The organism is Streptomyces sp. NPDC001406 (assembly GCF_042895285.1).
Lineage (GTDB): Bacteria > Actinomycetota > Actinomycetes > Streptomycetales > Streptomycetaceae > Streptomyces.
In genome coordinates, this window is the sequence record NZ_JBIAWG010000010.1 from 67,605 (window position 1) to 90,133 (window position 22,529).

Here is a 22,529-nt window from a genome sequence, read left to right on the forward strand (position 1 = left end):
ATGATCGCGAGTTCTGGGCAAATATCTTCTTCATGGACGACGTGGACCAGAAAATCCTTGCCGAGCTCCAGCAGGACGGGCGGCTGACCGTGACCGAGCTGGCCGCGCGGGTGCGGCTGAGCGTCTCGCCGTGTCACCGGCGGCTGCGGGAGTTGGAGCGGTCGGGGGCCATTCAGGGGTACCGGGCGGTGGTGGACCCGGCCGCCCTCGGGCTGAACTTCGAGGCGCTGGTCTTCGTGTCCATGCGGCAGGAGGACCGGGACACGGTCGCCGAGTTCGAGCGGGCGGTGAGCGAGGTGGAGTACGTGCTCGACGCGCAGCGGCTGTTCGGCGAGCCGGACTATCTGCTGCGGGTGGCCACCGCCGACCTCGCCGCCTTCCAGCGGCTGTACGACGAGCGGCTGGCGACGCTGCCGGGCGTGCAGCGGCTGACGTCCACGCTGGTGATGAAGCACGTGGTGCGCGACCGGCCGCTGCCCGCTTAGCCGGACAGGGCCCAGCGCAACGGGCGGCAGCTCACCGGTGTGAACTGCCGCCCGCCAGACAGGACGTGGGGCCGTGCAATGCGGTCCGCTGGTGTGCGGGGCTACTTCGCCGGCTTCTTGCCGGTCACGCCCAGGTGCACCAACAGCGCCAGGTTCGGCTTGAGTTCGGCCTGTTTGACGCCCCAGGTCTGGAAACCCTTCTGGTGCGCGGCCACCGCCGCGAGCATCGCGACCAGCGAGCCCGCGATCGCCGCCGGGTTCACGTCCTTGTCGATCCTGCCCTTGGACTGGAGTTCGGCAATGGAGTCCGAAAGGGAGTTGTTCACCGAATTCAGAATCTTCATGCGGATCTTGTAGAACCGCTTGTCCCCTTCGGCCGCGCCGAGGTCGACGACACGCAGGATCGCGTCGTTCCTGCGCCAGAACTCCAGGAATCCGTCGACGAGTTCCTGGGCGGTCTGCCAGCCCGCCTTGCCGACCCAGGAACGCCCTTCGAGCAGCGCGGTCAACCCGGCGCCTTCGGCGGCCATTTGCTCGGCGATCTCCAGGACGGCGCCTTCGACGTCCGGGAAGTACTGGTAGAAGGTCGCGGGCGAAGTGCCCGCCTTCCGGGCGACATCGATGACCTTGACGTCCCGGTAAGGGGAGGAGCTGAGCATCTCGCTGAGGCAGTCGAGCAGCTTCTGCCGGGTCGCCTGCCCACGTCGGCCGGCCACGCGGCCGTCGACGGTACGCACTTGTCCTGTCATGCCGTCAGCTTACCGAGGGGTGATGGGAGCGCGATTCGGCCGACTGCAAATGGGGTGCATGGGGGTGTGGAGAGTGGTGTGCCTGGTCTGCGGGGTGCGCGCGGCGCGGCTACTTTGGCGGCATGGCCGAAAACAGGGCATCGGTGTACGGAGAGGGCGTCCCGTGCTGGGTGGACGCGCAGCTTCCCGACGTGGAGGCGGGAAAGCGGTTCTACGGTGAGCTCTTCGGGTGGACCTTCGAGGAGGGCACCACGGAGTACGACTTTGCCGTCTGGGCCCGCAAGGACGGCTCGCCCGTCGCCGCGCTCGCGCACAAGACGGACGGCCGTATGCCCACCGTCTGGACGGTGTACTTCGCGACGCCGAACGTGCAGGCGCTGTGCCGGCGGATCCTCGCGGCCGGCGGTCAGGTGGTCACGGCGCCGACGCCGGTCCACGACCTGGGCACGGCCGCCCTCGCCACCGACCCCGAGGGCGCCGTCTTCGGGCTGTGGCAGCCGGGCAGCCACCACGGCTTCGGGGAGCGGCACTCCCCGGGCACCTTCGGCTGGGTCCAGCTGTACACCCGGGACACCGAGGCGGCCAACGACTTCTACGCCGACCTCTTCCACGACGCCCTGTTCGGCTCGGACACCGAGCCCGACTTCGGCCGCGCTCCCGTCTCCGACGTCTTCCCCGCCGAGATGCCGCCGCACTTCCTCGTCCACTTCGGGGTGGAGGACATGGAGGACTCCGTGGAGGCGGTGCGGCGGCTCGGCGGGCGGGTGCAGGCTCCGCCATTCGAGACGTCGTACGGCACAGTGACGGTCGTCACCGACAATCAGGGGGCGTCGTTCGCGCTGTTGCGGCGCTGAAATGTCTCACTTACCACGAGACACCCCGATTTATCACCGGGTTCGCAACCTGCGCCCGGGCCAGGAAGAATCGGGGTGCGTGCCGCCACGGCGGTGCGGTGGTGAGACGCTGCACGGGGTCGCGTACATATGTGGGTGACGTGGCCCGTACGGGGAGGTGGCAGGCAAGTGGTGGATCAGCTGACGCAGCACGACCCACGGCGGATCGGGCCGTTCGAGGTGCTGGGACGGCTGGGTGCCGGCGGTATGGGGCTCGTCTATCTCGCGCGCTCGGCGTCCGGCCGGCGCGTGGCGATCAAGACGGTCAGGACCGAGCTCGCCGAGGACCAGCTGTTCCGCGTCCGCTTCACGCGTGAGGTGGAGGCGGCCCGCGCGGTCTCCGGCTTCTACACGGCCGCGGTCGTCGACGCCGACCCGCGCGCCGCCGTGCCCTGGCTGGCCACCGCGTACGTGCCCGCGCCCTCCCTCGAAGAAATAGTGAACGACTGCGGGCCGCTCCCGGCCCAGGCGGTGCGCTGGCTGGCGGCGGGCGTGGCGGAGGCCCTGCAGTCCATCCATGGCGCCGGGCTGGTCCACCGGGACCTCAAGCCCTCCAATGTGCTCGTCGTCGAGGACGGTCCCCGCGTCATCGACTTCGGTATCGCGTCCGGCGTTTCGAACACCCGTTTGACAATGACGAACGTGGCCGTCGGCACACCCGCCTACATGTCTCCCGAGCAGGCGAAGGACTCCCGCAGCGTCACCGGCGCGAGCGATGTCTTCTCGCTCGGCTCGATGCTGGTGTTCGCCGCCACCGGACACCCGCCCTTCCACGGCGCCAACCCCGTCGAGACCGTCTTCATGCTGCTGCGCGAGGGCCCCGACCTGGAGGGGCTCCCGGACGAGCTGCGCCCGCTGATCGAGTCCCTGATGCAGATGGAGGCCACCGGCCGGCCCAACCCAGCCGACCTCCAGGCCCAGCTCGCCCCCCACCTCTTCGGCTCCGGCTCCGACGACAGCGGTACGGCGTCGGCGTGGCTGCCCGAGAAGGCGGTCGCCCTGATCGAGTCCCGCCGCGGCGGCCGCCCGGCGGCCAAGCCCGCGCCCGCCGGCCCGCGCAGCGGCGGCCGGGCCGCGGCACCCGCCCTGCCCGGCGGACCCGGGGTGCCGCCCCCGCCGCCGCACGACCCGGTGATCGCGGCCCCGCCCGTCCCGGTCGGCGCGCCCGCCGGCGGCCCCGACGCCGGTCCCGTCCGGCTGGCCGGCGCCAAGGTGCCCATCGGCCCCGGCCCGCGCGTCGCCGACGCCCGCGCCGCCGCCGTCAAGGCACCCCCGCCGGAGGCCGGCCTGGTCGCCAACTGGTCGCGCCCCCGCCCCGGCGTCAACGGCGCCGATCCCGCCGTACCGGCGCCCCCGGCCGTACCCCCGGAGACGGCGTCCGGCTGGCGCCCCTGGCGCTTCCGCATGTCCAACGACGTCTGGGGCACCCCGTCCGTCGACGGCGACCTCGTCTACGTCACCTCCTTCGAGGTGCACGCCCTGGACGTGGCCACCGGCCGCCGCCGCTTCAAGACCCGCGACGTGGCCTGGTCGATGGCGGTCGCGGACGGCCGTATCCACGCCTCCGACGGCCCCACCCTGTTCGCCCTGGAGGCCCGTGAGGGCGCCGATCTGTGGCGGCTGTCCACCGAGGCCTGGGTGTACTCCCTGCACGCCGACCGCGGCACGGTCGTCACCGGCACCCGCGGCGGCGGCGTGCAGGCGTGGGAGGCCTCGGGCGGGCAGAAGCTCTGGGAGATCACCGGCTGCCAGACCGACTTCGAGTCCCCCGAGGCCGGACCCGCCGTCCACGACGGCACGGTCTACGTCTGGCAGGACGCCCGGCTGCGCGCGCTGGAGGCCCGCACCGGCGAGGAGCGCTGGTCGTACCCGATCGGCGACGCCGCGTCCTGCGGCGGGGTCCCGGTCCGGCTCACCCATGCGTCCGACGGCTACCTCTATGTCTCGGCCGGTTCCAGAGTCCTGGCCATCGAAGTGGCGAGCGGCATGGTGCGCTGGCACTTCGAGGCCCCCGCGGTCTTCCTCTGCGCGCCCACCTTCGTCCCCGGCCCCGCGGTCACCGGCGGCGGCATCTACCTCGCCGACTACCTCGGCACGGTCTACGCCCTCGACGCCACCGACGGCCGCGACCGCTGGCGCATCGCCACCGAGTCCCGGGCCTCCATCGAGCCGGTCCTGGTGGCCGCGGGCCATGTCCACGTCGGCAGCGGCAAGGGCCTGTACACGCTGGACGCGGTCACCGGCACGCCCAAGTGGCGCTTCCAGTCGGGCGGCGACATCGTGGGCGCCCCCGCGGTCGCCGAGGGCCGCATCCACTTCGGCTCCACCGACCACCTCCTCTACACCCTGAAGGCCGACGACGGCCGCCTGCGGTGGAAGCTGGCGACCGGCGGCGAGATCACCGGATCGCCCGTCGTGAAGGACGGGGTCGTGTACGCGTGCAGCAAGGACCGCTGTGTCTACGCCCTGGACGCGGAGAAGGGGACGGGCACCGCCCGCACGACGTAGTCCCCCGCTCGGTAGGGTGACGGCATGCGATCACGGGGGCGCACACTCAGGTTCACAGCTGTGTCGGCGTTGGTGGTTCTCGCGCTGACCGGCTTCACATCGGGACGCGGGCACGGACACGGGCACGGGTACCACCATTCCGGGAGCGGCGGCGGAGGCGGCTGCAGCAGCTCCAGCCAGGACCACGACGACACGTCGTCGTCCACGTCCGGCGGCGGGACGTACAAGGACGACGACGACTACGGCACCTCGGGCGGCGGCTCCTACCGGGACTCTGATCCGTACGACGACAACGACAACTCGGACGACGACTACGGCAGCGGCAGCGGCACCACCGCGCCGGCCCTGGACGACGCGACGGCGAAGCTGCTGAGCTGCGCGACGCCGAAGAAGCCGTACGCGACCGTCGAGGTCACCAACCCCAACGCCGACGAGGGCACTTTCGCCGTCACCATCACCTTCAGGGACGCCCGGGACGCCGAGATCATCTCCCGGGTGGAGGAGGTCGGCGTGCCCGCGAACGACAAGGCGACCGCGCAGGTCGACATCCGCGGCTACGACGACCGTGCCGCCCGCGTCGACCACTGCGACCTGGAAGCGGCCGCACCGGCCGTCAGCTGACAGGCCCGCGCGTCACCGCGTCCGGAAACCGCCGGGCCGCCGGGCGGCGAACAGCTCCGCCTGCCGCTCGCCCGGCAGATTCCCCAGCGCGATCAGATGCGGCGCCTGCGCGAACCCACGTTCCCGGGCCGCCTCCTTGGCGGCCCACAGCGCCCGCACCGTGCCCTGCACGGCCTCGGCGGGATACCCGGCGATGACGGTCGCACACCGCACGGCAGCGGCCAACGCGCCGCCCGGCGCGGTGAGTTCGGAGACGAGCCCGATGGCATGCGCCCGCTCGGCCCCGATCCGCTCGGCGTTGCCCATCAGCACCATCCGCGCGACTTCCCCGTACGGCATGCGCTGTGCCATCAGCACGGACTCGTACGCGCTGACCATGCCGTACGTCGTATGCGGATCGAAGAACGACGCACTGGTGTCGGCAACGACGAAGTCAGACTCCCCGAGCAGATAGAAGGCACCCCCGCAGGCCATCCCGCACACGGCGGCGACGACGGGCTTCCACAGGTCGTTCGTCTTCGGCCCGATGGCGATCAGCGGATCGTCCTGCATGTACGGCGACGAGGGCTGCGGCACGACGGCGTCCCGGTCCAGCCCCGTGCAGAAGGCCCGCTCCCCGGCACCGGTGAGCACGACGGCCCGCACGGAGTCGTCGAACCGCAACGCCCTCCACGTGTCCTCGAGTTCGGCGGCCATGGCGAGGTCGATGGCATTGAGCCTCCGGGGCCGGTCGAGGGTGACGACGGCAACGCCGGTGTCCTTGTCGGTGGTGACCCGGAGGGTGCCGCTCATGGCCGCTCCAGGACCCACTGGGGAAGCCCGCTGCCGGGCTCGAAAACAACCTGCACCCGAGCCCCGACCCGAATCCGGCTCTCCGGCACGGAGTTGATGGACGCGCCCGCCCCACTGACGAGATTCCCGACGAGCCGTATCCGGGGCAGCTCGTCGAGCTCGACGAGGATGACGTTGTACGGCGCCAGCTCCGCGTAGCCGGCCAGCAGCGGCGGATGAGGACGGACGTACGACCAGATGCGCCCCCGCCCGCTCGTCGGCCGCCACTCGCAGGCGAAGGACCGGCAGTGCGGGCAGCAGGGCCGGGGCGGGAAGCGGGGCTCGCCGCAGTCGGCGCACGCCTGGACGCGCAGCTCGCCCCGGGCGGCGTACTCCCAGAAGGGGGCGCCGTCGGCATCGGTGACGGGAGACAGCATGGGAGGTCAACTCCTCAGCAGGAGAGCGGACGTGGGAACTCCCTCGCCTGCCGTGACCAGGCAGGTGGAGGCGCCCGGGACCTGGGCGGTGCTGGTCCCGCGCAGTTGCTTCACGCCCTCGTTGATGAGGTTGAAGCCATGGACGTACGCCTCGGAGAGTCCGCCTCCCCCCGTGTTGAGGGGCAGCCGCCCGCCGATCTCCAGGGCGCCCCCCTCGGTGAACGCCCCGCCTTCTCCCCTCCCACAGAAGCCGTAGCCCTCCAGCGACAGCGGTATGAGCGGGGTGAACGCGTCGTATATCTGGGCGACGTCCACGTCCTCGGGGGTGAGGTCGGCGTGCTTCCACAGGTGGCGGGCGGCGGTCCAGGCGGGGCCGGTGAGGGGGTCGTCGTTCCAGTAGTTGACCATGCCGTGGTGCTGGGCGGGCAGCCCCTGGGCGGCGGAGTGGACGTACACGGGCTCCCGCCGGCAGTCCCGCGCCCGCTCGGCGGAGACGATCACGCACGCCAACGCCCCGTCCGTCTCCAGGCAGTTGTCGTAGAGACAGAGCGGCTCGCTGATCCAGCGGGCGGTCATGTACATCTCGCGGGTCAGGGGCCGCTCGTACATGATCGCGGCGGGGTTCTGGTTGGCGCGGTTGCGGCAGGCGAGGGCGACGTTGCAGAGATGGTCCCGGGTCGCGCCGTACTCGTGCATGTAACGACGGGCGAGCATGGCGATCTCGTCGGCCGGTCTGAGCAGCCCGAAGGGCCGGGTCCACTGGGCGGGCGTGGGCAGTTGCACGGCGGTGTTGGTCCACGGCCGCGGCCCGCTCCCGCGCTTGCGCGAGCGCCAGGCGACGCCGACGGTGGCCTGTCCGGCGGCGATGGCGGCGGCGAGGTGCGCGACGGTGGCGCAGGAGCCGCCCCCTCCGTAGCCGACCTTGCTGAAGAAGGTGAGATCGCCGAGCCCGAGGGCCTTGGCGAGCTCGACCTCGTCCGTCTCCTCCATGGTGAAGGAGGCGAGCGCGTCGACCTCTCCGGGGTCGATCCCAGCGTCGTCGAGCGCGGCGAGGACGGCACGGCAGGCGAGGGTCCGCTCGTCCTCGGGAAGGCGCTTGGCGAAGGCCGTCTGCCCGATCCCGACGATGGCGGTGGCGTCCTTGATCCCAGCTGCTCCAGATCCTGTGGACCCTCTCGATCCCCCAGACCCTCCCGATCCTCCAGCCATGCTGCGCACACCTCCGGGGCGGTCACCGTCTGCTGACAGGGCGTCAGGCTACAGCTAATCTGACGGTCAGTCAGCTATGCGTGGGGAGGCCGGTTGTGCGCGGTGACGTGGAATGGGGCAGCATCCCTGGCCTGGTGCGGTCGGCTGCGGAGCAGCACGCGGACGCCGAGGCGGTGGTGGACGGCCGTACGAGGATCTCGTACGCGGAGTTGGGCGCGCGGGTGGAACGCGCGGCGGCGGCCTGCATCGCGAGCGGGCTGGAGGTGGGCGACCGGGTGGCCGTCTGGGCCCCCAACTCCCTCGACTGGATCGTCTCGGCACTCGGCGCGGTATCGGCGGGCGCGGTCCTGGTCCCCCTCAACACCCGCTTCAAGGGCACGGAGGCGGCGGACGTACTGCGCCGCAGCGGAACCCGGCTCCTGTTCGTGACGGGAACGTTCCTGGGGACGTCGTATGTGGCGTCGCTGAGGCGGGCGGCGGGGGATGGGGATGGGGATGGAAAAGGGGATGCGGATGGGGATGGAGGTCCCGGTCCCCTGCCGGGGCTGCCGTCCCTGGAACAGGTGGTGGTCCTGTCGGACGACGCACCGGCCGACTTCCGGACGTGGAAGGACTTCCTGGCGGCGGGGGAGGGCGTGGGTGGGGCGGAGGTGCGACGCCGGGCGGGTGAACTGGACGGCTCATCGCTCTCGGACATCATCTTCACGTCGGGCACGACCGGCCGCCCGAAGGGCGCGGTGATCACGCATGCGCAGACGCTGCGGGCGTACGAGGTGTGGGCGGACCTGGGGGGTCTGATCCGGGGCGACCGCTACCTCATCGTGAACCCCTTCTTCCACACCTTCGGTTACAAGGCGGGCGTGATCGCGTGCCTGATGCGGGGCGCGACGATGATCCCGCAGCCGGTGTTCAACGTGGACACGGTGCTGGCGAACATCGCGGCGGAGCGAGTGTCGGTCCTGCCCGGCCCACCCACCCTGCACCAGTCCCTCCTGGACCACCCGGCCCGGGACGCCCATGACCTGTCGGCGCTGCGCCTGGTGGTGACGGGCGCGGCGGTGGTCCCGCTGCGGCTGGTGGAACGCCTGCGCGGCGAACTGGGCGTGGACACGGTCCTGACGGCGTACGGCTTGTCGGAGGCAAGCGGCATCGTGACGATGTGCCGCCGAGGAGACGACCCGACGGTGATCGCGTCGACGTCGGGCAGGGCGATACCGGGAACGGAGGTGAAGGTCGCGGACGCCGAGGACAAGTCGGTACCTCCCGGCACCCCCGGTGAGGTCCTGGTCCGCGGCTTCAACGTCATGCGCGGCTACTACGAGGACGAGACGGCGACGACGCGGACGATGACAGCGGACGGCTGGCTGCGCACGGGTGACGTGGGCGTCCTGGACGAGGCGGGGAACCTTCGCATCACGGACCGTATCAAGGACATGTTCATAGTGGGCGGCTTCAACGCGTACCCGGCGGAAATAGAGCAACTCCTGGGCCTGCACCCGGATGTGGCGGACGTAGCGGTGATCGGCGTCCCGGACCCCCGCCTGGGCGAGGTCGGCAAGGCGTTCGTGGTGCGCAGGCCGGGCGCCGTGCTCACCGGGGACGACCTGATCGCCTGGTCCCGCCGCGAGATGGCCAACTACAAGGTCCCGAGGATGGTGGAGTTCGTGAGCGAACTGCCTCGGAATGCCGGGGGGAAGGTGGTGAAGGGGGAACTGCGGGGGCGGTGAGGGGGCGCGGGGGCGGTAAGGGGGCTGGGGGCGAGGGGGGCAAGCTGTCCGGCTGTTGCCCCGACGGTCACTTGAAATCGACGCCAGCCTAAGAAGCCTTCACCGGCTGGAAATCCCACGGAACCGGCTCAACTCCGGTCGGCAAGGGCGTCCCGCTGGTCCCGCGCAGCCAGCGTCGCCAGAACGCCCCGGATCTCCCCGATCATGCGCGCCGGTCGGTGGAAGACATCCTCGGCGCTGTAGCGGAGGGGCCTTGTGATCTCCGGGCACTGGTGGAGTTGGTTGTAGCGGGCGATGTCCCGTCGGTGGGAGTCGCGGGTGCCGTGATAGGCGAACCCCTCGATCTCCACTGCAAGGCCGGCTGCCCGGAAGAGGAAGTCGACGAAGCAGCGGCGGCCGTCCGGGGTGTGTAGCTCGGCTTGGCTCTCGGGGCGGAGCCCGGCGTCGTACATCCGTAGACGGGCGATGGTCTCGGCCGGTGAGCCCGCGCGAGGGTCGCACAGCGCCAGCCACTTGAGGGCCCTGACCGTCGAGCCTCGTGATCGGGGCGCGGCGGACGCGTCCGACCGTGCGGTGGGCGAGAGCGGAGTCCACGGCGACGATCGCGTCGTCCCTGGGGCCGTCCCGGAGCAGGTCGATGAGGGTACGGCCGGGAGAGGTGACCCGCAGGCCCTGCCGCTCCACCACCTCCGTCTCCGCGAGGGGCGATCCGCCTTGGAGCGGCTGGGTCCTGCCCCTGGACACACCTCGGCCGCGGCGGCCTCCCCTCCGCACCGCCGCGGCCGATCCCCCTTGGGGTGAGGCTTACTTGCCGTTCAGGTCCAGGGCGGGCGGCGCCGGCGCGTGCTGGTCCAGCGTCGTGACTTCCTCCGTCAGGGCGGGCGGGGCCGGCGCGTGCTGGTCCAGCGTGGTGACTTCCTCCGTCAGGGCGGGCGGGGCCGGCGCGTGCTGGTCCAGCGTGGTGATCTCCTCGGCCTTCTTGGCTTCGCTCATGGCGAGAACTCCCCATCAGATAAAGGTGCATTGTGACGAAAGCGCCCGTTCGGCAACTCCCCCGAGGGCCGCCGAACGGGCGTTCCGGAGGCCTCAGAGTAGCTGTGGGGCCCCTTCGATCCGCCTGCCCCCCGACGCGACGGATTCAGGAGTAGATCGTGGCAGCGGCCCATAAACGTTCGATGAACGCTCCCGGCGTGAGGCATTCAGACGGCGGTGAGTGGAGACAGCAGGCCGCGTACCTCGGCGGCCTCGGAGGAACCGGCCGTGTCGTAGATACCGAGAGCATCACGCCAACAAGCACGGGCTCGGTCCGGCTGGCCGAGTGCCTCCAGGGCCTTGCCCAGGAGAGTCAAAGCATTGGCCCTCATCCAGTCACCACCGATGCAGCCGATCCCCAGAGCCTGTTCGGCGTGCTGAGCGGCCTGAGCCGGGCGATGGGCCGCGAGGTGTACCTGTGCGATGCGGAAGTGGGTGGTGCCTTCCCAGAGGCGCTGACGGCTGTCCTTGAAGATGTGAAGTGCCTTTTCGAGCTGCTCCAGAGCCTCTGGCAGCCTGCCGGCCTGGGTGAGGACGATCCCCGAGGCGTACCGCGCATTGGCCAGACGCACCGACAGGCCCAGGTCGTCGTAGATTTTGATGCCCTGTTGAGCAAGTTCCACAGCGCGCTCACTGCGTCCCATGGAGGCCAGCGTCCGCGACAGATTGCAGACCGCGCTCGCTTCGCCCGGCTTGTTCTCATCGGCGCGGAAGGCGTCGATGGCCCGGATGAAATAGCCCTCGGCGTCGGCGTAGAGAGACCTGCAAATCGCGATGATGCCCAGCTGGTTGGGAGCGGTGCTGCTGGTCCAAGGGTCGGCGGCGGCCTCGTTGAGGAGATCGGCGCGCTTGGCCTCTCGTTCCGCTTCCTCGAACCGGCCTGCCTGGCTGAGGACCTGGGCCAGCGTGATCCGCGCGCGAACCTCGGCATGCGCGTCGCCCTGGGAGGCGGCGGCGTCACGTGCCGCTATGGCCGTCCTCTCGTACCGGAGTGAACCAGCCCCGGACTCGGCCAGGTCGATGGTGGCCACGAGGAGGTCAACGGCCCGTCGCAACGTAGCGGGCTTCAGGGACTGCTGGACGCATGCGAGGAGAGGCTCGGCCTCTGCATGCAGCCAGTCCAGTGCGTCCGCTGCATCGGTGAACTCCTGCCCCGCGTAGCGGCTCTTCTCAAGGTGCGCCACCGTCCGATCACCAGGACGCTCAAGTGCATAGACCTCCGACGCATTGGCCAGATAGAAGTCCAGCAACCGTGACATCGCCGCGTCCCGCTCGCCCGGCGGCTGTTCGTCACGTTCCGCGCAGGCACGCGCGTAGAGCCGGACCAGGTCGTGGAAGCGGTAGCGGCCAGGAGCCGCCGACTCCAGCAAGGAGGTGTCCACCAGGGACTCCAGCAAGTCCTCCGTCTCCTCCACCGGCAGATCCAGGACCGCCGCAGCCGCCGCCAGTGACATGTCCGGGCCGTCGGCCAGGCCCAGCAGGCGGAATGCGCGGGACTGGGCCGGCTCCAGCTGGCCGTAGCCCAGTTCGAACGTTGCCTTGACCGCCAGGTCACCCGCCTGGAGTTCGTCCAGTCGGCGCCGTTCGTCCGCGAGCTTGGCCGCCAGGACCGAGACCGTCCAGGTGCGGCGGGCCGCCAGGCGGGAGGCCGCGATGCGGATCGCCAGCGGCAGGAAGCCGCACGCCGCCACCACGTCCAGGGCGGCCTCGCGTTCGCTCGCCACCCTCTCCTCACCCACGATCTTCGTGAACAGGGAAAGCGCCTCGTCCGGCGACATTACATCCAGGTCCACTAGATGCGCGCCCGCCAGGTCCACCATCCGCACCCGCGACGTCACCAGGGCCGCGCAGCCCTCGGTGCCCGGCAGCAGTGGTCGTACCTGTGCCGCGTCCTTCGCGTTGTCGAGGAGGACCAGGACCCGGCGGCCGTCCAGCACCGAGCGGTACAGCGCCGCCCGTTCCTCCAGCGAGTCGGGGATGGAGGAGTCCGGGGTGCCCAGGGCGCGCAGGAAGGAGCCGAGCACCGTCTCCGGCTCCGCCGCCCGTGGGCCCGCGCCTTGCAGGTCCACGTACAGCTGTCCGTCCGGGAATGCCGTCCGCGCCTGGTGCGCCACGTGCACCGCCAGCGTCGTCTTGCCCACGCCCCCGATCCCGGCCAGCGCCGATACGGCCATCACCCGGCCCTCGGCCGACGCCAGCACCTCGCTCAGCTCGGAGACGAAGGAGGAGCGGCCCGTGAAGTCGGGGACGGTCGCGGGGAGTTGCGCGGGCCGTACCGGGACCGCCGCCGGCTCGGCCACCGGAGCGGAGGGTTCCGCGAGGGCCGGGTCCGCCTGGAGGATCCGCTGCTGGAGTTCCTTCAGGCCGGAGCGCGGGTCGACGCCCAGTTCCTCCGCCAGCAGGCGCCTGGTGTCCGCGTAGACCGCCAGTGCCTCCGCCTGGCGGCCGCTGCGGTACAGCGCCAGCATCAGCAGCTCGCGCAGGCGCTCGCGGAGCGGGTGCGCGGCCGTCAGTGCCGTCAGCTCCGACACCGCCTCCGCGTGGCAGCCCTGCTCCAGGTCCATGTCCAGGCGCGATTCGAGGAGTTGCAGCCGCCATTCCTCCAGGCGGACGCGTTGGGCATCCGCGTACGGGCCGGGTACGCCGGCCAGGGGTTCGCCGTCCCACAGCCCCAGCGCCTGGTTCAGTACATGCCGCGCATGGCACAGATCCCCGGCGCTGCGCGCCTTCTCCGCGTCCGCCGCCAGGTCCTGGGCCGCCGCCAGGTCCAGTGCGCCCTCGCCCAGGTCACGGACCGCGTAGCCGCCGGACTCGCTCACCAGGACCCCGGGGTCCAGCACCTTGCGCAGCCGCGAGGCGTACGTCCGCACCGCCGCCAGCGCCTGCGAGGGCGGCTCGGCGCCCCACAGGGCGTCGATCAGCTCGGCCGCGGTCGCCGTCCTGCCCTCGCGCAGCAACAGGGCGGCGAGCAGCGCCCGCTGCTGGGGGGAGCCGGTGTTGAGCGGCTCCTCGCCGCGCCAGGCGCGCACCGGACCGAGCACGCTGAAGCGCAGCGCGGCCGGCTCCTCCAAGGAGCCGGGGCGCCGCTGCTCCGGTACCCGCGGTACACCGTCCATGCCCGTCCCCCTAGACATCCCGAACCACTCCGTCAGTTTGCCTTGTTCATGGCGGATGCGTCAGCCGTGCGAGACGCCGATCACAGCCCGGCTCACTGGAGTCCACAAGCCCCTCACAAGCTCTCCGCACAGTTCCGCACACACCTCACCATCACGGACGCCCGCACGATAGCTGACGGACCGTCAGATCGGCGCTACCGTGAGCGCCATGGACACCCGGACAGAACTGCCGGAGATCATCTCCGTCGACGACCACACCGTTGAGCCCGCGAACGTCTGGCAGGACCGGCTGCCGGCCAAGTACCGGGACACCGGGCCGCGTATCGTCCGCGCCCCGCTCAAGGACATGTCCTTCCTCGGCGGGCGGTTCAAGCCCGTGATGGGAAGGCAGGGGGACGACGGGCCCATCGGCGACTGGTGGGTCTACGAGGATCTGCACCGGCCCCTCACCCGCCTCGACACCGCCGTCGGCTACAGCAGGGACGAGATCAAGCTGGAGGTGATCACGTACGAGCAGATGCGGGCCGGGTCGTACGACGTTTTGCAGCGGCTCGCCGACATGGACGTCAATCATGTCCAGTCCGCCCTCTGCTTCCCGACCTTCCCGCGCTTCTGCGGCCAGACCTTCACCGAGGCCAAGGACCGTGAGCTCGCCCTGCTGTGCGTGCGCGCCTACAACGACTGGATGGTGGAGGAGTGGTGCGGGCCCGAGGCGCGCGGGCGGCTGATACCGCTCGGCCTCATACCCCTGTGGGACGCCGAGCTGGCGGCCGCGGAGATCCGCCGCAACGCCGCCCGTGGCGTCCGCGCCGTCGCCTTCTCCGAGATACCCCCGCACCTCGGGCTCCCCTCCGTCCACACCGACGACTGGGACCCCTTCCTCGCGGCCTGCGACGAGACCGGCACGGTCGTCGCCATGCACATCGGCTCCAGCAGCCGTATGCCCTCCACCTCCGCCGACGCCCCGCCCGCCGTCGGCTCCACCATCACCTTCGCCAACTGCTGCTTCTCGATGGTCGACTGGCTGATGAGCGGGAAGTTCGAGCGCTTCCCGAACCTCAAGGTCATGTACGCGGAGGGGCAGATCGGCTGGATCCCGTACATCCTGGAGCGCGCCGACGTGGTGTGGGAGGAGAACCGGGGCTGGGGCGGCGTCGCCGACAAGGTCACCCGGCCGCCCTCCGAGCTGTTCGCCGAGCACGTCTACGGCTGCTTCTTCGACGACGCCTTCGGGCTGCGCAACCTCGACTCCATCGGCGTCGGCAATGTGCTGTACGAGACCGACTACCCCCACTCCGACTCCACCTGGCCGAAGTCGAGGGAGGTCGGCGAGGCCCAGATGGGCCACCTCCCGGCGGACGTCGTCGAGCGGATCGTCCGGGGGAACGCCATCGAGCTGCTGGGGCTCACTCGGGACGGGCTGTGGAAGGGGTCCGCGTGAGCCTCGCCTACGGCATCCAGCTCCCCGTCCAGTCCCAGAGCACGATCTACGCCGAGGGCTGGGAGGCCGGCGCGGGACCGGCCGACCTGGTGGAGATCGCGCGGACCGCCGACCGGGCCGGGTTCGACTACATCGCCTGCTGCGACCACGTCGCCGTCCCGCGGCGGCTGGCCGCGGCCATGAGCACGGTCTGGTACGACCCCGTCGCCACCCTCTCCCACCTCGCCGCCGTCACCGAGCGGGTGCGGCTGCTCAGCCATGTCGCCATCGTGGGCCTGCGGCATCCGCTCCTCACCGCCAAGCAGTACGCCACCCTCGACCACCTCGCGAGCGGCCGCCTGATCCTCGGGGTCGGCGCCGGGCACGTGGAGGAGGAGTTCACGGCGCTCGGGGTGGACTTCCGGCAGCGCGGGGCCGTGCTGGACGAGACGATCGACGCGCTGAGGGCCGCGCTGGGCCCGGACGAGTTCCCCGAGCACCACGGGAAGCTGTACGACTTCGAAGGGCTCGGGCAGCTTCCCCGGCCCGCCCAGACCCAGGTCCCCCTGTGGGTCGGCGGGTCCTCGCCCGCCGCCGTACGCCGGGCCGCGCTCAAGGGTGACGGCTGGCTGCCGCAGGGGGATCCGCGGGACCGGCTGCCCGCCCGGATCGCCGAGCTCAAGCGCATACGGGCGGAAGCAGGCGTCGAGGCGCCCCTGACCGTCGGAGCCATCACCGAGCCCCTGTACGTCGGCACGCCCGCCTGGGACGTCGGGCGCCGCACCCTCTCCGGCACCCCCGACGCCCTCGCCGAGTCGCTGCGCGCCTACCGGGCCATGGGCGTGCACCAGATCCAGGTGCGCTTCCGCTGCCGCAGCCGCGCGGAGCTCACCGACCAGATGACCGCCTTCGGGGCCGAGGTCGCCCCCGGGCTCGACCCAGGCTGAGGAGTGGACATGGGCAAGCTGGACGGACGCGTCGTGATCGTCACGGGAGCGGCGCGCGGGCAGGGCGAGCAGGAGGCGCGGCTGTTCGCCGGCGAGGGCGCGAGGGTCGTCCTGACCGATGTGCTGGACGACCGGGGCGAGGAGCTCGCCAAGGAACTAGGCGCGCTGTACGTCCACCTCGACGTGGGCGAGGAGGCCGACTGGCAGGGGGCCCTCATGGCCGCCAAGAAGGCGTACGGCCGGGTCGACGGGCTCGTCAACAACGCGGGCATCCTGCGCTTCAACTCCCTCGTGGACACGCCCCTCGAAGAGTTCATGCAGGTCATACAGGTCAACCAGGTCGGCTGCTTCCTCGGTATGAAGACCGTGGCGCCCGAGATGGCCGACGGGGGCACGATCGTCAACACCGCCTCGTACACCGCGCTCACCGGGATGGCGGCCGTGGGCACGTACGCGGCGACCAAGCACGCCGTCCTGGGGCTCACCCGGGTCGCCGCCCTGGAGCTGGCCGGCCGCCGGATCCGGGTCAACGCCATCTGTCCGGGCGCCATCGACACCGCGATGTCCAACCCGGCACGGCTCGACCCGGACGCCGACCCTGAGGAGATGAGCCGGGCCCTGGACGAGCTGTACCGCAAGCTCGTGCCGCTCGGCCGGATCGGCAGGCCGGAGGAGGTGGCCCGGCTGGCCCTCTTCCTCACCTCGGACGACTCCTCGTACATCACCGGGCAGCCGTTCGTGATCGACGGCGGGTGGCTGGCCGGCGTGAGCGTGATCTGACCGCGCGATCTGACTAATCGTCAGCTATTGACGGTGCAACCCCGTGGTGCCACAGTCAGGCGCTAGTTGGAATCTGACGAGGCGTCAGAAACAAGCAAGCGTCAGAAGCAGGCGAAGAACAACAGGGACGGTGAACCGCCTTGGAATTCGGGCTCTTTGTACAGGGATACGTGGGCAAGCGCGCCGAGACCGACCCGCTGGCCGAGCACAAGGCACTGATGGAGGAGACCGAGTACGTCATCCAGGCGGACAAGTCCGGCTTCAAGTACGCCTGGGCGTCCGAGCACCACTTCCTGGACGAGTACTCGCACCTGTCCGCCAACGACGTCTTCCTCGGCTACCTGGCCCACGCCACCGAGCGCATCCACCTCGGCTCGGGGATCTTCAACCCGCTCGCCCAGGTCAACCACCCGGTGAAGGTGGCCGAGAAGGTCGCCATGCTCGATCACCTCTCCGGCAACCGCTTCGAGTTCGGCAGCGGGCGGGGCGCGGGCAGCCACGAGATCCTCGGCTTCCTGCCGGGCGTGACCGACATGAACTACACCAAGGAGATCTGGGAAGAGACCATCGCCGAGTTCCCCAAGATGTGGCTCCAGGACGAGTACGCCGGCTTCCAGGGCAAGCACTGGCAGCTGCCGCCCAGGAAGGTCCTGCCCAAGCCGTACGGCAAGTCGCATCCGGCGATGTGGTACGCGGCCGGGTCGCCGCCGTCGTACGCCATGGCCGCGCGGAAGGGACTCGGCGTGCTCGGCTTCAGCATCCAGAAGGTCTCCGACATGGAGTGGGTGCTGGAGCAGTACAAGACCGCCATCGTGAACGCGGAGCCCGTCGGGGACTTCGTGAACGACAACGTCATGGTGACCACCACGGCGATCTGCGCGCCGACGCACGACGAGGCGATCCGGATCGCGGCGTCCGGGGGGCTGCACTATCTGCCCTCGCTGGTGTTCCGGTACCACGACACGTTCCCGCGGCCCGAGGGCTTCCCGGTCTGGCCGGAGACCCTTCCCGAGTACACGCCGGAGTTCGTTGAGCTGCTGGTCGAGGAGGAACTGCTGATCTGCGGCGACCCGGACGAGGTGCTGCGGCAGTGCAAGCGGTGGGAGCAGGCCGGGGCCGATCAGCTGAGCTTCGGGCTGCCGGTGGGGGTGCCCAGGGAGGAGACGCTGCAGACGATTCGGCTGATCGGGGAGCACGTGATTCCGAAGATCGACACGGATCCTGTGCATCGGACCACGCGGTTCCGGGCGGGGGCGGGGGCGTAGGAAAGCAGGTCGGTCACCGCATCGCAGGTTTGAGGAGACCAGGTTCATGCTCGATCACGTCATCAAGGGCGCGACCGTCGTCGACGGGACCGGTGTGCCCGCCTTCACCGCCGACGTCGGCATCCGTGACGGTCGTATCGCCGTCGTCGGAACCGTCACCGAGGAGTCCCGGACCAGCGAGGACGCCATCGGGCTCGTCCTCGCCCCCGGCTTCGTCGACCCGCACACCCACTACGACGCCCAGCTCTTCTGGGACCCGTACGCGACCCCCTCCCTGAACCACGGGGTGACCACGGTCGCGGCCGGGAACTGCGGGTTCACCCTCGCGCCCCTCAATCCGGACCGGCCCGAGGACGCCGACTACACCCGCCGCATGATGTCCAAGGTGGAGGGGATGTCCCTGGTCGCGCTGGAGGAAGGGGCGCCCTGGGACTGGACCTCCTTCGGGGAGTATCTGGACGCGCTCGAAGGGCGGATCGCCGTCAACGCCGGCTTCATGGTCGGGCACTGTGCCCTGCGCCGGTACGTGATGGGGCCGGACGCGGTCGGCGGGCAGCCCAGCGAGGAACAACTCGCCGAGATCGTACGGCTGTTGCACGAGGCCATGGACGCCGGCGCCTGGGGCTTCTCCACCACCCAGTCCAGCACGCACTCCGACGGGGACGGGCAGCCCGTCGCCTCCCGGCACGCGCTGCCCGCCGAGCTGCTGGCCCTGTCGAAGGCCGTCGGGGAGCACGAGGGCACGCAGATCGAGGCGATCGTCGCGGGCTGCCTGGACCAGTTCAGCGACGACGAGATCGATCTGTTCGTGGAGATGAGCGCGGCCGCCGGACGCCCCCTGAACTGGAACGTCCTCACGGTCGACGCGGCGGTCCCGGAGCGGGTGCCCAGGCAGCTGACGGCGAGCGAGCGGGCGCGGAAGGCGGGCGGGCGGATCGTCGCCCTCACGATGCCGATCCTCACGCCGATGAACATGTCGCTCGGTACGTTCTGCGCGCTCAACCTCATCCCCGGGTGGGGCCCGATCCTCGGCCTCCCCGTCCCCGAGCGGATCACGAAGCTCCGTGACCCGGACGTGCGGGCGGAGTTGCTCCGGCGCGCCCGGTCGAAGGAGGCCGGCGTCTTCCGGCGGCTGGCGAACTTCGGGCGGTACGTCATCGGCGACACGTACAGCGAGGCGAACGCCGGGCTGACCGGCCGGGTGGTCCGCGACATCGCGGCGGAGCGGGGCCAGGACCCCTTCCACTGCCTGGTCGAGATCTGCGCCGCCGACGAACTCCGTACGGTCCTGTGGCCCATGCCCACCGACAACGACCCGGACTCCTGGGCGCTCAGGGCGGAGACCTGGCGGCACGAGGACGTCATGCTCGGCGGCTCGGACGCGGGCGCGCATCTGGACCGCATGTGCGGAGCGCCGTACACCACCCGTTTCATCGGTGACTGTCTGCGCGGCCGGCAGCTGCTGGGCCTGGAGCAGGCGGTGAAGATGCTGACGGACGACCCCGCGCGGCTGTTCGGGCTGCGTGAGCGCGGCCGGATCCGGGAGGGCTGGCATGCGGATCTGGTGCTGTTCGACCCGGAGCGGATCGACGCGGGCCAGGCCACCCTGGTGCACGACCTGCCGGGTGACAGTCCGCGGCTGGACTCCCGGGCGATCGGGGTGCGGGCCGTGTGGGTCAACGGCATCGAGGCGATCCGGGACGACGTGGTGAGCGGGGCCGTACCCGGGAAGGTACTGCGCTCCGGGCGGGACACGAGGACGGTGAGCACCCGGTGAGTTCCCCGTCCGAAGGGCAGCGGCTGTTCATCGGCGGCGCCTGGGTGGAGCCGGACGCCGGTCACCACCCGGTGACCGACCCGGCCACCGAGGAGACCGTCGGCCTGGCGCCGGAGGCCTCACGGCATCAGGTGCGCGCGGCCTGCGCCGCGGCCCGCGAGGCCTTCGGCCCGTGGTCCCGGACGGCCCCGGAGGAGCGGGCGGCCGTGCTCGGGCGGGCCGCGGACATCATCCGCGGCCAGCTGCTCCCGTACGCGGATCTGGCCCAGGCGGAGACCGGGGCCACGACCGGGACGGCGCGCGGGATGCAGGTGGGGGTGGCGGCGGCCCGCTTCCGCCGGTACGCGCGGGTCGAACCGGCCGAGTGGGCGATCCCGCCGCAGATCAACGAGGCGGGGCCGATGGGGAAGGCGGGCGTGATGGGCGCGCTCGCGATACGACAGCCCGTCGGCGTCGTCACCTGCGTCACGTCCTACAACAACCCGTGGGCGAACCCGGCCGGAAAGGTCGCCCCGGCGCTGGCCATGGGCAACACGGTGGTGGTGAAGCCGGCACCGCAGGACCCGCTGTCCGTCTACCGGATGGCGGAGGCGCTGGAAGCGGCGGGGGCCCCGCCCGGGGTGGTGAACGTGGTCTCCGGCCGGGCGGTGGAGGTCGGCGAGGAGGCTGTGGCCTCCTCCGACGTCGACATGGTGAGCTTCACCGGCTCCACTGCGGTGGGGCAGCGCATCGCCGAGGTGTGCGGGCGGCAGATGAAGCGGCAGCTGATGGAGCTGGGCGGAAAGGGGGCGGCGGTCGTCTTCGACGACGCGGACATCGGGTCGGCGGTGGCGGGGATCGGGACGACGTTCTCCTTCTACAGCGGCCAGATCTGCACGGCGCCGACACGGGTGCTGGCGCAGCGGGGCGTGTACGACCGTCTGGTCGGGCAACTCGCGGCCTACGCGGCCCGGTTGAAGGTGGGCGATCCGAGGGAGCCGGACACGGTGGTGGGCCCGGTGATCTCGGCGGAACACCGCGACCGGGTGGAGTCGTACGTCGAACTGGCCCGCAAGGAGGGCGCGACGGTGGTGACGGGCGGCGAACGCCCCGCTCTCGACCGTGGCTTCTACGTCTCTCCCACCCTCCTCGCCGACTGCACGAACGACATGCGGGTGGCCCGGGAGGAGATCTTCGGCCCGGTGGTGTCGGTGATCCCCTTCGACGAGGAGGACGAGGGCGTGGCCCTCGCCAACGACTCCGACTACGGCCTGATCGACTACGTCTGGTCGGGTGACGTGGCCAGGGCCTTTGGGGTGGCCCGGCGGCTGCGGGCCGGCGGAGTCGGCGTCAACACCGTCGGCCGCAACATGGAGGCACCGTTCGGGGGCTTCAAGAAGAGCGGGGTGGGCCGGGACGTGGGCGTCTATGCCCTGCACGCGTACAGCGAGGTGCAGGCGATCGTCTGGCCGGGGTGAGGGTCAGCTCGTCAGATCCACCCGTACCGTCAGCAGATCGGTCCCGAGCGCCCACACCGCCGTGCTGTTCAGGCGGGGCAGGGTGCGCAGGCGGGCCAGGGGGTCGTCGTCCGGGAGGAGGTGGGCGGTACCGGTGTGCCAGCGGCCCCTGATGCGGACGCGGACCGTCGGGTCGGCCTGGATGTTGCGGACGTACTGGGACTTCTCGCCGAATTCCGAGACCAGCCAGAAGGAGTCACCGATACGGCGTCCGCCCACCGGCGTCTGTCGGGGCAGGCCGGACTTGCGGCCCGTGGTCTCCAGGACCGTCTGGAGCGGGATCCGGCGCAGGACCGGGTTGCCGAGGTGGCGCTGGAACCGGGTGACGGCTTGGTGCTTCAGATCGGTGTAGCGGGACATACGGTCGGAGCCTCTCGCGGGCGGCTGGATCGGTTGATGCGAAGGTACGCCCATGAGCACCGTGAGAGCCGGGATCATCCGCACGGCGCGGCTGGAGTTGCTGCCGCTGCTCGTCGGGCATGCGGAGGAAATGGCAGGCGTGCTCTCCGACCCCGCCCTGCACGGCTATGTCGGCGGCGCCCCCGACACCCCGCGGGAGCTGCGCTCGCGCTACCGGCGCATCACCGCCGGTTCCCCCGATCCCGCCGTCACCTGGCTGAACTGGGTGATCCGGCTCCGGGACGAGGACCGGCTGACGGGCACCGTCCAGGCGACGGTCGGACCGGTGGGGAGCAGCGGTACGGGCGCCGTCGCCGAGGTCGCCTGGGTGGTCGGGACGCCGTGGCAGGGGCGGGACATCGCCTCCGAGGCGGCCCGGGGGCTCGTCGACTGGCTCGCAGAACAAAGTGGGGTGGAGAGCGTCATCGCCCACATCCACCCGGAGCACCGCGCATCCGCCACCGCCGCCGGGCTCGCGCCCACCGGTGATGTGCGGGACGGTGAGGTGCGGTGGTGCAGGGTCATTGGTTTGCGGTGTGCCGGCGCCCCAGGAAGACCGGGTTTGTGAAGGCTGCCGGCGAGCCCGGCAGTGGGCCGAGTGCGGTCTCGTGGCGCAGTTCCGCCCGGATGTAGGCCGCGTACGCCGGTGTCGTACGCCACTCGACCACCCCGGAGCCGGTCACCGGCAGCGGGTCGCTCGTCAGCCGGGCTCGCGCCCACCGGTGACGTGCGGGACGGTGAGGTGCGGTGGTGCAGGGTCATTGGTTTGCGGTGTGCCGGCGCCCCAGGAAGACCGGGTTCGTGAAGGCTGCCGGCGAGCCCGGCAGTGGGCCGAGTGCGGTCTCGTGGCGCAGTTCCGCCCGGATGTAGGCCGCGTACGCCGGTGTCGTACGCCAC

The 22,529-nt window shown here is 71.0% G+C and carries 20 protein-coding genes and 1 pseudogene; 12 read left to right on the forward strand and 9 right to left on the reverse strand.

Annotated features, from left to right (window positions below; genetic code table 11):
• Nucleotides 1-32: 32 nt before the first annotated feature.
• Nucleotides 33-485: an Lrp/AsnC family transcriptional regulator gene (locus ACFY1J_RS24425; protein ID WP_263209944.1), complete on the forward strand. Its 453-nt coding sequence runs from the start codon at nt 33-35 to the stop codon at nt 483-485.
• A 101-nt stretch (nt 486-586) separates the two neighbouring features.
• Here the strand turns inward: ACFY1J_RS24425 and ACFY1J_RS24430 are convergent, their stop codons facing one another.
• Nucleotides 587-1,222 (reverse strand): TetR family transcriptional regulator, encoded by a 636-nt coding sequence (locus ACFY1J_RS24430; protein WP_390709997.1) that lies wholly within the window; start codon nt 1,220-1,222, stop codon nt 587-589.
• A 134-nt stretch (nt 1,223-1,356) separates the two neighbouring features.
• Between ACFY1J_RS24430 and ACFY1J_RS24435 the strand changes: the two genes are divergently transcribed.
• The 3 genes from ACFY1J_RS24435 (at nt 1,357) to ACFY1J_RS24445 (ending at nt 5,256) form a co-directional block, all read left to right on the forward strand.
• Nucleotides 1,357-2,088 carry a VOC family protein gene (locus ACFY1J_RS24435; protein WP_390709752.1) on the forward strand — a complete coding sequence of 244 codons (732 nt, stop codon included), beginning with the start codon at nt 1,357-1,359 and terminating at the stop codon, nt 2,086-2,088.
• A gap of 168 nt (nt 2,089-2,256) precedes the next feature.
• On the forward strand, nt 2,257-4,635 hold the full coding sequence (locus ACFY1J_RS24440; RefSeq protein WP_390731903.1) for a PQQ-binding-like beta-propeller repeat protein: 2,379 nt from the start codon (nt 2,257-2,259) through the stop codon (nt 4,633-4,635).
• 24 nt (nt 4,636-4,659) lie between these two features.
• Nucleotides 4,660-5,256, forward strand: a complete 597-nt coding sequence (locus ACFY1J_RS24445) for a hypothetical protein (protein WP_390731904.1) — start codon at nt 4,660-4,662, stop codon at nt 5,254-5,256.
• Between the two features lie 12 nt (nt 5,257-5,268).
• Here ACFY1J_RS24445 and ACFY1J_RS24450 read toward each other — a convergent pair whose 3' ends face one another.
• Genes ACFY1J_RS24450 through ACFY1J_RS24460 form a run of 3 tightly spaced genes read right to left on the reverse strand, consistent with a single transcriptional unit; the run spans nt 5,269 to nt 7,673 of the window.
• Complete coding sequence (locus ACFY1J_RS24450; RefSeq protein ID WP_390731905.1) at nt 5,269-6,048, reverse strand: enoyl-CoA hydratase/isomerase family protein; 780 nt, start codon at nt 6,046-6,048, stop codon at nt 5,269-5,271.
• Complete coding sequence (locus ACFY1J_RS24455; RefSeq protein ID WP_390731906.1) at nt 6,045-6,464, reverse strand: Zn-ribbon domain-containing OB-fold protein; 420 nt, start codon at nt 6,462-6,464, stop codon at nt 6,045-6,047. Before ACFY1J_RS24455 ends, ACFY1J_RS24450 begins: the two co-directional genes overlap by 4 nt.
• 6 nt (nt 6,465-6,470) lie before the next feature.
• Nucleotides 6,471-7,673, reverse strand: coding sequence for a lipid-transfer protein (locus ACFY1J_RS24460; RefSeq protein ID WP_390731907.1), 1,203 nt, complete (start codon nt 7,671-7,673; stop codon nt 6,471-6,473).
• Nucleotides 7,674-7,768: 95 nt separating this feature from the next.
• Here ACFY1J_RS24460 and ACFY1J_RS24465 point away from each other — a divergent pair, with 95 nt between their 5' ends.
• On the forward strand, nt 7,769-9,400 hold the full coding sequence (locus ACFY1J_RS24465) for a fatty acid--CoA ligase family protein (RefSeq protein WP_390731908.1): 1,632 nt from the start codon (nt 7,769-7,771) through the stop codon (nt 9,398-9,400).
• 128 nt (nt 9,401-9,528) lie between these two features.
• Here ACFY1J_RS24465 and ACFY1J_RS24470 read toward each other — a convergent pair whose 3' ends face one another.
• The 3 genes from ACFY1J_RS24470 to ACFY1J_RS24480 all read right to left on the reverse strand — a co-directional run bounded on the left by ACFY1J_RS24470 (nt 9,529) and on the right by ACFY1J_RS24480 (nt 13,548).
• Nucleotides 9,529-9,852: a hypothetical protein gene (locus ACFY1J_RS24470; protein ID WP_390731909.1), complete on the reverse strand. Its 324-nt coding sequence runs from the start codon at nt 9,850-9,852 to the stop codon at nt 9,529-9,531.
• A 352-nt stretch (nt 9,853-10,204) separates the two neighbouring features.
• Nucleotides 10,205-10,393 (reverse strand): sigma-like protein, encoded by a 189-nt coding sequence (locus ACFY1J_RS24475; RefSeq protein WP_390731910.1) that lies wholly within the window; start codon nt 10,391-10,393, stop codon nt 10,205-10,207.
• Between the two features lie 206 nt (nt 10,394-10,599).
• Nucleotides 10,600-13,548 (reverse strand): BTAD domain-containing putative transcriptional regulator, encoded by a 2,949-nt coding sequence (locus ACFY1J_RS24480; protein WP_390731911.1) that lies wholly within the window; start codon nt 13,546-13,548, stop codon nt 10,600-10,602.
• Nucleotides 13,549-13,756: 208 nt separating this feature from the next.
• On the opposite strand from ACFY1J_RS24480, the gene ACFY1J_RS24485 reads away from it, so the two are divergent.
• From ACFY1J_RS24485 to ACFY1J_RS24510, 6 genes are all read left to right on the forward strand, one after another.
• Nucleotides 13,757-14,989, forward strand: coding sequence for an amidohydrolase family protein (locus ACFY1J_RS24485; RefSeq protein ID WP_390731912.1), 1,233 nt, complete (start codon nt 13,757-13,759; stop codon nt 14,987-14,989).
• The gene (locus tag ACFY1J_RS24490; protein ID WP_390709766.1) at nt 14,986-15,915 is read left to right on the forward strand and encodes an LLM class F420-dependent oxidoreductase; all 930 of its coding nucleotides are present in this window, start codon (nt 14,986-14,988) and stop codon (nt 15,913-15,915) included. Before ACFY1J_RS24485 ends, ACFY1J_RS24490 begins: the two co-directional genes overlap by 4 nt.
• A 9-nt stretch (nt 15,916-15,924) precedes the next feature.
• Complete coding sequence (locus ACFY1J_RS24495) at nt 15,925-16,695, forward strand: SDR family NAD(P)-dependent oxidoreductase (protein WP_390709767.1); 771 nt, start codon at nt 15,925-15,927, stop codon at nt 16,693-16,695.
• Between the two features lie 140 nt (nt 16,696-16,835).
• A complete protein-coding gene (locus ACFY1J_RS24500; protein WP_390709768.1) occupies nt 16,836-17,960 on the forward strand; it encodes an LLM class flavin-dependent oxidoreductase in 1,125 nt (374 codons plus the stop codon).
• Nucleotides 17,923-19,737 (forward strand): amidohydrolase family protein, encoded by a 1,815-nt coding sequence (locus tag ACFY1J_RS24505; RefSeq protein ID WP_390732025.1) that lies wholly within the window; start codon nt 17,923-17,925, stop codon nt 19,735-19,737. Before ACFY1J_RS24500 ends, ACFY1J_RS24505 begins: the two co-directional genes overlap by 38 nt.
• Entirely contained in the window at nt 19,734-21,194 is a 1,461-nt protein-coding gene (locus tag ACFY1J_RS24510) for an aldehyde dehydrogenase family protein (RefSeq protein ID WP_390709769.1), read from the forward strand. Before ACFY1J_RS24505 ends, ACFY1J_RS24510 begins: the two co-directional genes overlap by 4 nt.
• Before the next feature lie 3 nt (nt 21,195-21,197).
• Here the strand turns inward: ACFY1J_RS24510 and ACFY1J_RS24515 are convergent, their stop codons facing one another.
• Nucleotides 21,198-21,593, reverse strand: coding sequence for a nitroreductase family deazaflavin-dependent oxidoreductase (locus ACFY1J_RS24515; RefSeq protein WP_390731913.1), 396 nt, complete (start codon nt 21,591-21,593; stop codon nt 21,198-21,200).
• A 52-nt stretch (nt 21,594-21,645) separates the two neighbouring features.
• Here ACFY1J_RS24515 and ACFY1J_RS24520 point away from each other — a divergent pair, with 52 nt between their 5' ends.
• Complete coding sequence (locus ACFY1J_RS24520; protein ID WP_390731914.1) at nt 21,646-22,200, forward strand: GNAT family N-acetyltransferase; 555 nt, start codon at nt 21,646-21,648, stop codon at nt 22,198-22,200.
• Here ACFY1J_RS24520 and ACFY1J_RS24525 read toward each other — a convergent pair.
• Nucleotides 22,154-22,333 (reverse strand): annotated as a pseudogene (locus tag ACFY1J_RS24525) (phosphoesterase); the annotation flags it as partial. The gene ACFY1J_RS24520 and the pseudogene ACFY1J_RS24525 sit on opposite strands and share 47 nt — an antisense overlap.
• Between the last annotated feature and the right edge of the window lie 196 nt (nt 22,334-22,529).

Bases quoted from the DNA above. Each gene is read 5' to 3' on its own strand.
- ACFY1J_RS24425 (WP_263209944.1), top strand. From the start codon at position 33: ATGGACGACGTGGACCAGAAAATCCTTGCCGAGCTCCAGCAGGACGGG.
- ACFY1J_RS24435 (WP_390709752.1), top strand. From the start codon at position 1,357: ATGGCCGAAAACAGGGCATCGGTGTACGGAGAGGGCGTCCCGTGCTGG.
- ACFY1J_RS24445 (WP_390731904.1), top strand. From the start codon at position 4,660: ATGCGATCACGGGGGCGCACACTCAGGTTCACAGCTGTGTCGGCGTTG.
- ACFY1J_RS24450 (WP_390731905.1), bottom strand. From the start codon at position 6,048: ATGAGCGGCACCCTCCGGGTCACCACCGACAAGGACACCGGCGTTGCC.
- ACFY1J_RS24455 (WP_390731906.1), bottom strand. From the start codon at position 6,464: ATGCTGTCTCCCGTCACCGATGCCGACGGCGCCCCCTTCTGGGAGTAC.
- ACFY1J_RS24460 (WP_390731907.1), bottom strand. From the start codon at position 7,673: ATGGCTGGAGGATCGGGAGGGTCTGGGGGATCGAGAGGGTCCACAGGA.
- ACFY1J_RS24470 (WP_390731909.1), bottom strand. From the start codon at position 9,852: ATGTACGACGCCGGGCTCCGCCCCGAGAGCCAAGCCGAGCTACACACC.
- ACFY1J_RS24475 (WP_390731910.1), bottom strand. From the start codon at position 10,393: ATGAGCGAAGCCAAGAAGGCCGAGGAGATCACCACGCTGGACCAGCAC.
- ACFY1J_RS24480 (WP_390731911.1), bottom strand. From the start codon at position 13,548: ATGGACGGTGTACCGCGGGTACCGGAGCAGCGGCGCCCCGGCTCCTTG.
- ACFY1J_RS24485 (WP_390731912.1), top strand. From the start codon at position 13,757: ATGGACACCCGGACAGAACTGCCGGAGATCATCTCCGTCGACGACCAC.
- ACFY1J_RS24495 (WP_390709767.1), top strand. From the start codon at position 15,925: ATGGGCAAGCTGGACGGACGCGTCGTGATCGTCACGGGAGCGGCGCGC.
- ACFY1J_RS24515 (WP_390731913.1), bottom strand. From the start codon at position 21,593: ATGTCCCGCTACACCGATCTGAAGCACCAAGCCGTCACCCGGTTCCAG.
- ACFY1J_RS24520 (WP_390731914.1), top strand. From the start codon at position 21,646: ATGAGCACCGTGAGAGCCGGGATCATCCGCACGGCGCGGCTGGAGTTG.